Genomic DNA, 12548 nt, shown 5'->3' on the forward strand with positions numbered 1-12548 from the left:
ACGGTGAACTGCTAAATTTTAATGACCACCCTGAATAAGTACGATAAAACATGGCTCTATAAATCAATGGATATGAACTTATTTTAGAGCTTACAAGTGCTGTACATCTAAATAGTCAGTTAGATATAATTTCAGGTTGGCTATCAACCCCTAAGCAATACCTAATATAACAAGGAAACTCATATGGTAACGCTAATAGTCAGTGATATTTTTGGTCATACCGCTAATTTGGATGCATTCGCGAACGAACTCAGTGGTGAAGTGATAATTTGCTCACCGTACGAAATGAAGCAGCTTTTTGCGCACCAAAATGAAGACGATGTCTACAAGCAGTTTATTAACGCAGTTGGACATGATGTTTATTTATCTAAGGTGCAGCGAGCAATTAAATCGGTAAAACCTGATCTTGTGATTGCTTTTAGTGCCGGAGCTTCGGCTGCTTGGAGAGCAGTATCAAAAGCGGGGAGTTTTACCCCGAAAAAGCTCATTGGCTTTTATCCTGGTCAGATCAGAAACTATTTAAACACTCATCCACGATGTCACGTTGAACTTCTATTCCCACATAACGAGGCTCACTTCGAACTTACTCCTGTTATCAATACTTTGAAAAAAATGCCTGGTGTTAATTGCACGCGTACTAGGTACGAACATGGATTTATGAATGCGCTTTCAAAGCAATTCAACAAATATGCATACCTTCACTATACTCATTTGTGTGAACAAGAAATTCAAACACTTCAGGAGTCGCTAGTACAGGAAAACCTGGAGGTAAATCTATGATATAAAATGAAGGAAATTAACGATGAGCGAAGAGCAATACGGAGCATATCAACACTTCAATGGTAATCCGATAGCGAAACCTCCCTGTAGAATGCTTAATGCGATGATGTATGGTTTTTTTATTAAAGGCACTTACGTATCCATACAAAATTATGTTGATAAAACACTCAATAATGTTGCCAGTACTGAGTTTAGTTTTAAAGCACTGTCGTCGTATTGCTTGTTAACGTTCACAGACATAGAAAATATTGCATCCAAAGTAGAGCCTTTTAGAAGTTACGGTTGGATGCAAGAAACCGACATCATTATCTGGCTGCCAATCGCGCAAGTTGACAGTTCAACACAAAAAATGACCCATCTATACTGGTATCCTGCTTTCATCACCGTAAACAATATTAATGCTTTGGTGAATGGCCGCGAAACATGGGGCTATAACAAATACCAATGCCGATATGAAATGCCCGATCCTAACCAGCTGCCGGATCGCTTTTCATTAAGCTTGGAAACTTTTAACCCGTTTAGCCCCGATACAAAAATGACGTGGCATGAATTGTTAACGATTGACCGCGTTGTTGATAACGATAATTGGTTTGAGGAACTGTTTGAGATAGGTCACGAAGTTGCGCAGTTACTGCATTCAAGCTGCGATGATATTAATATTAGCGCAGAGCTAATGAAACAATTCCTTTCAGGTTTTACACATCCGCAAATGGACCAAATCTTGTTTAAACAGTTTCCCGATGGTTTTGCAGATAAAGCGGTTTATAAGGCCGTGGTTCATTCTCCTTCTGAAATTAAAAAAATCCACAAGATGGGATTTTTAAAAGACGAATTCAATGTGGTGATCAACCGCGTTGATGCATTTCCACTAAACGACATGTTCGGCATCGATATCGGTGAGCAGCAGGCCATGCTTCCATACTACGTCTGCATGGACTTTGATCAAGATGGTGCATACGAAATCGTAAGCGGTAAGTAATTCATCAACAAGGAAATGAAAATGAGTCAAGAGAAAATCGCGATACTCGGTGGTGGTGTATCAGCAATGACGGCTGCCGTTTATTTAACTGAAAAGCCAGATTGGCAACAAAACTATGATATTACTGTTTATCAGTTAGGTTGGAGATTGGGTGGTAAAGGAGCAAGTGGCAGAAATGCACTTTTAGGTGAGCGGATTGAAGAACATGGCTTACATGTTTGGTTTGGCGCATACGTCAACTCATTTCGTGCCATTGAAAACGTTTACAACAAGTTAAATCGTCCTTCAGACATGCCTTTGAGTACATGGCAGCAAGCATTTAAACCGCATAGTTTTGTTGTTTTACAAGAATACATTGAGAACGAATGGGAAACATGGCCAATCGATTTTCCATTGATTGAAGGTAATCCCGCAGATGGTACGTTGGATTTGCATTTTTGGCAGCTGATTGAATTAGTTGTGGCGTGGCTGAAAAAGTTTATTGGCGGCTTAGAAGAAGAAGTTGCGTTACATCATAAACAAACCAAGTTACAAACAACTAAACGTCGTGATAGAAGCTTACTTCAACACTTAGCATCGCAAGTTAGCCAAGCCTTTGATGATATAGAAGATGATGTAGACGATTTTTTCAAAAGTGCGCACGATGAGTTGCGTGAGATCTGGTCGACGCCTTCTATTTTAAGCCAACAATTACAACGCCTTGTTAGTCTACGCTCATCAGATAAAAATCTCAGTGATGCTAGGGATAGACTTGTTGTTTGGTACGTTGTCCGAAAGCTAAAACGTTGGTTGAATCAAGAAGCGGTTGAGCTGTTGGATGACAATCCAAATATCAGACGACTCTATGTGTGTGCCGATCTGGGTATTGCGGTTATCACTGGCCTTATTAAAGACAAAGTGTTTTCAAAAGGCTTTGGCACGATTAACAACATAGACTTTAAGGCTTGGCTTGCCAAAAATGGTGCAAACCCAGAGTACACAGTGGAGTCAGCGCCAGTCCGAGGGTTTTATGATTTGGTTTTTGGCTATGTTGATGGGGATTTTGACAAAGGGGATGTCGAGGCCGGGGTTGCAACGCTCGCGATGATGCGCATTATGTTGTGTTACAAAGGCGGTGTAATGTGGAAGATGCAAGCAGGGATGGGCGATGTGATTTTTGCGCCAATCTATGAACTGTTAAAGAGTCGCGGCGTTAAGTTTGAGTTTTTTAATCAAGTAGATTCGTTATTACCGAGTACAGATACCTTAGGCAACCATGTTGTTGATGAAATCAAAATCACACAACAAGTGACCTTAGTTGATGACGACTACCAACCGTTTGTTTTTGTCAAAGGCCTGCCTTGTTGGCCAGCAAAGCCATTGCTGGATCAAGTCGTACCAGAACAAGCTCAGTTAATCACAGAGCATAATATTAACTTGGAATCGTTTTGGACAGATTGGCCCGAGATTTATCAAAATGCATTCGGTCAACCATTACCCACTAAAACGCTGCAAAAAGGCGTAGATTTCGACAAGGTCATTTTTGGGATATCTGTTGCGGCACTCGAGCATTTATGTCCCGAGTTATTGCTGATCGACTCCAAACTAAGCGAGCAAGCTACAAAAGTAAAAACCGTGGCTACGCAAGCTTTTCAAGTTTGGCTGAATAAAACAGATGAACAACTTGGCTTTAATTATTCTGTACCCAGTGAACAAAGGCCTATCTTAAGTGCATTTTCACAGCCGTTCGATACTTGGGCTGCAATGTCGAACTTAATAGGAGTAGAAGATTGGCCGCAAAATGGACCGATTAATATTGCTTACTTCTGTAGTGCTTTTGGTTGCTCGGATTATCCACCTAGAACTGCGCATGGCTTTACTGCGGAACAAACTGCAAAAGTTAAAGCAAACGCAATCGCCAAATTACAAAGTGAGATGGAGCCCTTGTGGACAAGTGCTTATGATAATAGTCAGTTTGATTGGTCGGTACTTTATGCGCCTACACAGCAGCAAGGGGACGCTCGCTTTGACAGTCAATACTGGCGTGTAAATGTTGACCCAAGTGAACGATATGTACTTTCAGTGACCGGTAGTAGCCAATATAGGCTCGAGACCGATGGCAGCTTGTTTAAGAATTTGTATTTGACAGGAGACTGGATCAAAACAGGGGTAAATGCAGGCTGTGTAGAGGCTGCGGTTATGGCTGGCATGCAAACTTCTAGAGTAATTTGTGGCTTACCACAACAGATAAGTGGGGAAACTGGGTTTGAGCCTGATGGCGCGTAATGATTAATCTGTTTTTATTTTTGGGGGAGATCAGTACATGAACTATACTTTTTTCACTAACCTAATGAATTGTAAAAAAAGAGTAAGGATATGCAACAGTCTCTCTCAAAGCGCTTATTGTACACGGTTATAGTAAATGCCTTGGCTTATCCAGCCATTGCGCAAGATGAAAACAACATTGAGGTTATAGAGGTTTATGCTCAAAAGCGTGCTCAATCGTTAAACGAAGTCAGTATTGCGGTTACACCTATCGACGCTGAAATGATGAGCCGTTCTGGTATTAAAGATACAACTGAGCTTGGTCGTTTCGTTACAAATATGAAAGTAAGCCAAAATGCAGCCGAGGGCACTCCACCTGCAGTTAATATCCGAGGGGTTGGCCTTTTGGATTACAACACCGCAAATACCTCTCCCGTAGCCACATATATTGATGGAGCGTCGGTAGGATCTGCAAACAATCAACTGGTTAACTTTTTCGACATTGAGCAAGTCGAGGTTTTAAAAGGGCCTCAGGGTACACTGTTTGGCAGGAACAGTACCGGTGGTGCAGTACTGATCCGAAGCAAGCGCCCAGATGCTGGTACGTACGGCTCTGTCACGGTTGGTCTTGGTAGTGATGATTGGAGTAGGGTGCAAGGATACTTTAACGCAAGTCTTAATGAAAACTCCGCAATACGCCTGGCTGCCAGTCAAATAGATTATGAATACACCTCTTACAACTTACATCCAACAGCACCTGAAGCAAACATGAAGCAGTCTGATTTGCGGTTGAGTTATTTAGGTGAATGGGACAACTTAAGTGTTTATTTAAAAGCAAACTACAGTCATTGGGACGGTATTGTTCAGCCAGTTGGCAATATCGGGGTAGCCGATTTGATTAATGGTGCCGTGTGTTCGGCCGACAAAGCCGCGGCTGGACAATGTACAGATAACTTTGGCTTCAATGATGGTAGTGATGATTTTTGGGCTGTGAATGTTAACAACGACTCTCCGCATTTGAGTATTGGCAAAGGGTGGACTGCAGAGATCACATATAGCCCATCAGAGAAAGAGGATATAGTTTGGATTAATGCATTTAGTCGTTTAGACAGACAGCATGCGTTTAACTGCGATGGTTCACCTGCCGACTTGTGTGAGGGTAATCTTGGTCTTAAGGCTGAATTACTAACGAATGAATTACGCTATCATCTTGATGCTGAGAAAGGCTATTTAACAGCCGGTTTATTCCAGCTTCAAGAGCGTATATATCAAGACAACTACAATGATATTCTCCGCGATCTGCGGTTTATCCCTGTGTTTTGGGGGAATACGAAAACCTATTTCTATGATAATGAGATCATAAGTAAAGTGTATGCCGCTTTTGCTCAATATGAGTGGCAGTGGTTGGAATCGACGTCAATGACATTTGGTCTTCGCTACAGTGATGAAGCAGTAGACTATGATTCTGTTTCCACGACAAACGTTGTAGAGGATATCAACAATTTAGACGGAGTGATTAGGCCTTTTTATGACGTTTCTGGACGTATTGACGATGATGGATTGTCCGGAAAAATAAGTATTAATCATAAGTTATCAAACAACAACTTACTTTATTATAGCTTTGCGAACGGTAAAAAAAGTGGTGGCTATAATGGAGGGCTATTATCAAGTCCAGAGCAAGCGAGAGATGCACATTATGGGGCCGAATCATTACGTGCACATGAGTTCGGCGCTAAGCTGTTTTATCCTGAGCAAAGTTTGAGTGTTAACTCAGCCGTGTTCTATTACGACTATCGAGATCAGCAAGTGTTTATGAACCAGCCCTCGAGCATTGCCGGAGCTGTCCCTGTGCAACTTTTAAAAAATGTAGCTGATTCCACTATTTATGGATTAGAAACAGATATTAGATTTGATCTAAATACACAGATCTCGACACAATTAGGGGTAGGTTACATCCCCCATGCGCAATTTAAAGAGTATGTTGATCCAACAGGCTTTTCTCTAACGGATAAGCAACTGCCATTTACTTCCGAATGGAACATTAATGGTGAAGTAGTTTACGAGATTTCGATGGGATCGGCGAATTTAACTACACGTTTAGGTTTTGATTATCAATCTGATTACTATTTTGACCAACAGCAAACGGATTACGCGAAACAGGACAGTTTCGTTTTATGGCACTTAAATGCGCAGTACGATGCGGATAAATGGATGGTGAACGTGTGGGCCAAAAACTTATTTGACGAAGAATACAGTAACTTGAAGTTCGATCTACGCAACTTTTTAGGTATGTTGGAAGACTTTAAAGGGGAAGGGCGTAGATTGGGATTGGATGTGAGTTATCGGTTCTGATGAATTGAAGATGTTGAAGAGTAGAATAGGAACATATTCAGTTTTGAGGGTTGTAGCATGAATCAAGGCAACATATGCGGCTGCTAAAAGCATGGTTAACGCTCATTCTCGTGCTCTCCTCATTTTTGGGGAGCGCCGATGCTTTTGAGTACACGTTGGAAAAGCGCGACACAAACCTACATGATCATGCGCGACTCTATATCTCCAAAGACAATACTCGGTTTCCTGACAGTTACTATGATATTGAGCAGTGGGGCAGATCGCTTGATTCACTGCCATCTAGAGCTTTGTTCTCTGGGAAGTATTGGTTGGTTATTCCAATAACCAATTTGTCTGGGCTTGATGAGCTGGTGTTATATCCCTACAACACCGTGCTTTCTAGTATCGAAACAAAAATTTACAGCGAACATGGTGAAGTACAGCGTTACTTTTCTGGAGGTAATAATCCTAACGAGTTTGCATTTCACTATGGCAACACAATTAAGCTCAAGCCGAATGTTAAGTACTTTTTAGTGACCGCGTTTTCAAGTGACTTTTTTTATACCCCAACCAAACTTGTGGTAAAACCGGTCAAAGAATTTAATGAGTTGGTCATTAAAGAAAACCTAATAATGACTTTATGTTTCAGTGTCGGCATTGTACTTGGTTTGTACAACTTGCTTATTTACATTGGCTCAAAAGATACAACACATCTATATTTTGCACTTTTTGCTGGTGTATGGGTTTTTAGTTGGAGCCATTTTTTTCATATCTCTGATCAACTATTTGGTTTTTATTCAGCTCATCTACATTGGCTTGGTTTCTCTATTGCGCCAATAACAAATATACTATTTTACAATAGCTTGCTGAAGCTAAAGGAAACACATCCAGGTTTGTCCGTGGCATCTGTTTGGCTTGGGATCATTTCCGCATTGGGTATGCCATTTTGTATATTATTTCCTGGCTTCGGTTTTTTATGGGCGACAGTCATGACAGGGAGTGCACTGTGCTTGGGAATGTATATCGGCTTTTTAAGACTGATTGATGGATTTAAGCCTGCACGGTATTTTGTGCTCGCGTATATCGCAATGATGGTACCCAATATGATTGGGAATCTAACCAATCTGGGCGTATTGCCAGCTTCCACACTCAATTTGTATTTACTCGGCCTGATTGGTACGGCGTTAGATGCTTTGTTACTTGCATTTGCGGTAGCAGACAAATTTAGGCTGACTAATGAAGAAAACGTTGAGCTAAATCGTAATCTTGAAACGAAAGTATTAAAGCGTACTTATGAGCTTGAGCAGCTTGCTTCGCAATTGAGAGATGCTAGCGAGTCAAAAAGTCGGTTTTTGGCAAACATGAGTCACGAGATCCGAACCCCTATGACCTCTATCATTGGGTATGCTGATGGCATTATGCTCGGTGATATAAAACCCAGTGAACGTAATCACGCAATTAGTATCATTCTACAAAACTCTAGGCACGTGTTGGGATTAATCAACGATATCTTAGACATGTCAAAAATTGAGGCAAACCGTCTTGAAATTGAATTAATGGAAGCTAATTTATTTAAATCTATTGCGCATGTGGAGTCATTGTTAGGTAAGCAAATTAGAGATAAAGGTCTAGAGTTTGAGCTTAAATATCACTTTCCGTTACCTGATCACATCATTATCGATCCCACTCGGCTTAGACAAATTTTATTGAATTTAACGTCAAATGCACTCAAATTCACATCGGTTGGTAAAATAACCATTGATGTATCTTGTTCCGACGATGTGCTTAAAATAGCAGTGACTGACACGGGTATAGGAATGACCTCGAGTGAACAACAAGAACTGTTTAGTGCGTTCTATCAGGCTGATTCATCCACATCACGCAAGTATGGGGGAACCGGTCTTGGACTGAATATTTCAAAGAGCCTTGCTAATAAGTTAAACGGTGACATTACGGTGAGCAGCGAAGTGGGCTCAGGTACGGAATTTACACTGACACTTGGCTTATTCACTACCGACAATACCAAATGGGTCGAGTCTATAGATGGCGTAGGTAAATCTAAGCCCACTGAAGATAGCGTAAGTACGCAGCCTCAATCTGACCTAAAAGGGGATGTATTGTTGGCTGAAGATCATTTAGATAACAGTAGGTTAATTCAAAGAATACTTGAGAGAATGGGCCTAAATGTAACCGCGGTTGAAAACGGTCAGCTCGCAGTTCAAGCTGTTTTGGAAAACGAATATGATTTGATCCTAATGGATATACAAATGCCTGTCATGGATGGTGAGCAAGCGTTGAATTTTATTCAGGCGACAGGTTGCTCTGCGCCAATTTTGGCACTTACCGCCAATACCATGCAGCACGAGATAGACCGATATATCAAACTAGGTTTTACCGACCATTTAGCCAAACCTATTGATAGAGATGAGTTTAATAAAAAGGTTAGCCATTATTTGAACATTTCGCTCCTAGAAGATATTGATATTCCAAATGAAGAGTTTGAGCTGTTAAAACAAAAATATTTGTCTGGTTTATATGAACAAAAGGTTCAACTGCAAAATCAACTTAAGTACCATGATATTGAAGGTTTGGGTCGCTCGGTACACGCTATAAAAGGTACTGCAGGTATGTTTGGTTGTACTGACATACAAAAATGGGCATCAGAGCTAGATGATCGAATAAAGTCAAAGTGCGATGAGTCTGATATAGTGCACTTGGTTAACGAGTTGATCCTCGCGCTTGAGCAGGCGATTAAACAAGCTGAATGTGACAAAGAAGCAGGCTGAATTGTTTAGTTCCAAAACTCAGATAGCCCTAGTCTAATCGAGAGTAGTTACTTACGACCTTATCTATTTGTGGACGTAGTTTTGCAATTGAAACATTTATCTCATCAATTAATTGCATATGTTGCTGTGTACGGCGAAGTAAAAAATGGACTTCGTTATCATGGACGATGTATGGCCAAGGCCTAATATTATTGTTTCCAGAAATGCTTTTGATATAGAGGCCTGTGATCAAATCTTCAATGATAAAGTCAACGCGGTTTTTGATAAGCATTTCCGCTCTTCGTTGAGCACTTGAAATGCTGACCATTAAGTTCTGGTACTGAGCGTCGTTAGCTAAGGCTTCTATCTCTTCACCATAGTACGAACCAATACTCAAACCTATCGTTTTTGAGTCATCTAACAAGGTACGAAGGTCTTTTACACTAAAAAGACGCATTTGCTCTTTTCTATAAGGTATTGAGAAGAAACCGTAATTTGCGCGTTCAGTCGTATAGCTCACCATAACGGCCAAATCTATATCACCTTTCTCCATGCGTTTTAACGCGCGAGCACTTGAAGGCAAGGTCACATAGATAATACAAATATTGAGGTCGGACAAAATGAGCCGCGCGATGTCAATATCTAAGCCCTTTGCACGGCCATCTTCATAGTAAGTTAACGGAGGCCAATCAGCCACGAATCCAAGTTTTAAAGTTCGGACACAGCTTGGTTCAGCCTGAATTGAAAAACAAAAAAATAGAAAAAGAGATGCAAGTTGGCATAGTTGCATGTAAGTTTCTCCAAGTATGATTGCATCCAACATTCAGTTTAGGTCATGAATTCAATATCATATAGGGGAGTAGTAAGCACATGAATGTGTTTGATACTTGCTTTCAATGTTTTCGTAATCCAACCAGATATAAAAAGAGTAAATAATAAAAATGATCCAGCTAGGAATAGGAGAAATTGCTGCTATCAGTGCCGCGTTTGTCTGGGCATGTTCGACCCTACTTTACAAGTACTTTAGCCATCATCTTTCACCGTTACAGCTTAATGTTTCGAAGGGGATTTTAGCGTGTGTAATGATGATATTTGCGTTTGTAATTACAAAGGATTGGCAAATACCGGAAGATATATCCGTGTGGTATTGGCTGATTGCGAGTGGCATTGTAGGGATTGCTATCGGTGATAGTGCCTATTTTGCAGCACTGCGTAACATAGGTGCTGCTAGGACTTTGATCGTAGAGTCTTTTGCACCTGCAATTGCAGGGGTACTTAATATATTTGTACTGGAAACTTATTTATCGCTTAGCGCATGGTTGGGTATCGCAATGACGATTGTGGGGGTGTTGATCGCTGTAAAACCAAAACAGATATTACCCACTGTCGAGCAAAGTATTTATTACAAGGGACTTGCGTTTGCGTTGCTGGCAGCAGTTTGCCAAGCAGCAGGAATGGTGATGTCGAAAGGAGCGATGAATGTACAAGATACGAGTAGCTTATGGGCTGCATTTATCCGCCTTGCAAGTGGTACATTGTGTGTTGCACTTGTCGTTGCTTGTTTAAAAGAGCAAAGTTTAATGCAAGCAATAACGTTGAAGCGGATCAGTAACAAATCTTGGCTATTAATTGCCGTATTTTCAGGTACTTTTATCGGTTTGTGGCTGCAGTTAATCTCGGTGAAATACACAGACCCCGCCATCGCACAGACGATTTTTGCAACTGCGCCGTTAATGGTAATGACCATTGGTTACATTAAAAAAGAACCTTTAACATCAAATATGGTATTGGGTGGTTTTGTCGCTTTATGTGGCGTTGCTTTATTACTGCTCGGGTGATCTGGCTAATAATGCGGCGAACTCAGCCGCATTATCATAGCGTAAATAATTGCCCGTTAGGTCACTTGATTGGTTAATGTTTGCAAGCCTTGGTCAATCTCATTTAAATTGTTGATGGTGACCGATGCAATCTGTTCCAGTGCTTCTTGAGTAAAAAAGCCTTGGTGGCCCGTGATCAAAACATTGGGAAAACTGACTAAACGCGAGAAGATGTCATCTTGGATAATTTCATCGCTGCGGTTTTTGAAGAACAACTCCGACTCTTGCTCGTACACATCTAAACCTAAATAACCGATTGTTCGGTTTTTAAGTGCTGCAATGCATGCCTTACTATCGATTAATGCGCCTCGGCTAGTATTGATCAGCATAACGCCAGGTTTCATTTTCGCAAAGGCAGTTTCATTGATCATATGATGCGTTGTTTCAGTCAACGGGCAGTGCAGGGAGATAATATCGCTTTGTTCAAGCAGCATATCTAACGAAGAGAGGATGTAAGGGCCTTCACCAACGTTTGGATCGTAAACCAATACATTGGCGCCAAAGCCATTTAATATCGAGATCAAAGCTTGGCCTATTTTGCCAGCGCCAATAACGCCAATGGTCTTGTTGTGTAAATTAAAGCCGAGTAAACCATTTAAATCGAAGTTGTCTTCTCGTACGCGGTTATATGCTTTGTGTGTTTTACGACTTAAAGTCAGCATTAACGCAATACAATGTTCTGCCACTGCTTCCGGGCTATAGGCAGGCACTCTCACCACTCTAATGCCCAGTGCGTTGGCTGCTTGTATATCAACGTTATTGAATCCTGCACACCGTAGCGCGATGGTATGTATACCTAATTCCGCAAGTTGAGATAAAACCACTGCATCCAGCTTGTCGTTAACAAACGCACAGATTGCATCAAAACCTTCACACAGTGGGGTGGTTTGTTCGTTCAGTGATTCGGTGAAATAATGCAGTTCAATGTTGTTATATTCCTTTATTGCCTCGCTGAAAAAAGGCTTTTCATAGTTTTGCGAACTGAATAGGGCTACTTTCATTATTTAATTGACTCTCAATGACAGGTTTTAGCGTGTCTGGTTTTGTGCGTGGTGCGTAGCGAGAAACCAGCTCTCCCTCAGAGTTTACTAAAAACTTGGTAAAGTTCCATTTAATTGCGCGGTTTTGTGCAATCCCTCTTGTGTTAGATTTCAAGTAGTTAAACAAAGGGTGCGCATCAGGACCATTTACCTGCACTTTATCACATACGGTAAAGCTTAAGCCAAAATGACTTCTATAAAACTCGTTGAGCATAGCGCCTTCTAGTGGTTCATTGCGACCAAATTGGTTACAAGGAAAGGCAAGTATTTCCAATCCATAGTGATTGTATTGACGATAGAGCTTTTCTAGGGCGCTGAGTTGTGCCGCAAAACTACATTTACTGGCAATATTGACAATTAATACTGTCTTACCTTGCAATTGTTTTAGCGCGAGCGTTTCGCCATTAATAAGTTTGACACTGTAGCGGTGTATTGTTTCCATAGCGCCTCAGACTCCTTGCTCGCTAATTCTAATATTCAGATATTTCATAAAATGTTTATTGTTTTTCATTTGCTATACCCGTGTGACTTG

At 41.0% G+C, this 12548-nt stretch carries 9 protein-coding genes; 6 read left to right on the plus strand and 3 right to left on the minus strand.

The window, feature by feature from the left end; all coding sequences use genetic code 11:
* Nucleotides 1–183: 183 nt before the first annotated feature.
* The 5 genes from AC5FX4_RS10925 to AC5FX4_RS10945 all read left to right on the plus strand — a co-directional run bounded on the left by AC5FX4_RS10925 (nucleotide 184) and on the right by AC5FX4_RS10945 (nucleotide 9120).
* Nucleotides 184–780 (plus strand): dienelactone hydrolase family protein, encoded by a 597-nt coding sequence (locus AC5FX4_RS10925; RefSeq protein WP_493606418.1) that lies wholly within the window; start codon nucleotides 184–186, stop codon nucleotides 778–780.
* Nucleotides 781–802: 22 nt separating this feature from the next.
* Nucleotides 803–1759 (plus strand): acetoacetate decarboxylase, encoded by a 957-nt coding sequence (locus tag AC5FX4_RS10930; protein ID WP_493606419.1) that lies wholly within the window; start codon nucleotides 803–805, stop codon nucleotides 1757–1759.
* Between the two features lie 21 nt (nucleotides 1760–1780).
* On the plus strand, nucleotides 1781–4024 hold the full coding sequence (locus AC5FX4_RS10935) for an NAD(P)-binding protein (protein WP_493606420.1): 2244 nt from the start codon (nucleotides 1781–1783) through the stop codon (nucleotides 4022–4024).
* 90 nt (nucleotides 4025–4114) lie between these two features.
* On the plus strand, nucleotides 4115–6355 hold the full coding sequence (locus AC5FX4_RS10940; RefSeq protein WP_493606421.1) for a TonB-dependent receptor: 2241 nt from the start codon (nucleotides 4115–4117) through the stop codon (nucleotides 6353–6355).
* 74 nt (nucleotides 6356–6429) lie between these two features.
* Nucleotides 6430–9120 carry an ATP-binding protein gene (locus tag AC5FX4_RS10945; RefSeq protein ID WP_493606422.1) on the plus strand — a complete coding sequence of 897 codons (2691 nt, stop codon included), beginning with the start codon at nucleotides 6430–6432 and terminating at the stop codon, nucleotides 9118–9120.
* Nucleotides 9121–9148: 28 nt separating this feature from the next.
* Here AC5FX4_RS10945 and AC5FX4_RS10950 read toward each other — a convergent pair whose 3' ends face one another.
* A complete protein-coding gene (locus AC5FX4_RS10950; RefSeq protein WP_493606423.1) occupies nucleotides 9149–9922 on the minus strand; it encodes a substrate-binding periplasmic protein in 774 nt (257 codons plus the stop codon).
* A gap of 118 nt (nucleotides 9923–10040) precedes the next feature.
* Between AC5FX4_RS10950 and AC5FX4_RS10955 the strand changes: the two genes are divergently transcribed.
* Nucleotides 10041–10937: a DMT family transporter gene (locus AC5FX4_RS10955; protein ID WP_493606424.1), complete on the plus strand. Its 897-nt coding sequence runs from the start codon at nucleotides 10041–10043 to the stop codon at nucleotides 10935–10937.
* A gap of 56 nt (nucleotides 10938–10993) precedes the next feature.
* Here AC5FX4_RS10955 and AC5FX4_RS10960 read toward each other — a convergent pair whose 3' ends face one another.
* Together AC5FX4_RS10960 and AC5FX4_RS10965 are read right to left on the minus strand one after the other, a co-directional pair.
* On the minus strand, nucleotides 10994–11977 hold the full coding sequence (locus AC5FX4_RS10960) for a 2-hydroxyacid dehydrogenase (RefSeq protein WP_493606425.1): 984 nt from the start codon (nucleotides 11975–11977) through the stop codon (nucleotides 10994–10996).
* On the minus strand, nucleotides 11943–12458 hold the full coding sequence (locus tag AC5FX4_RS10965; RefSeq protein ID WP_493606426.1) for a glutathione peroxidase: 516 nt from the start codon (nucleotides 12456–12458) through the stop codon (nucleotides 11943–11945). Before AC5FX4_RS10965 ends, AC5FX4_RS10960 begins: the two co-directional genes overlap by 35 nt.
* Between the last annotated feature and the right edge of the window lie 90 nt (nucleotides 12459–12548).

This window comes from Pseudoalteromonas sp. ATL1, from assembly GCF_058933015.1.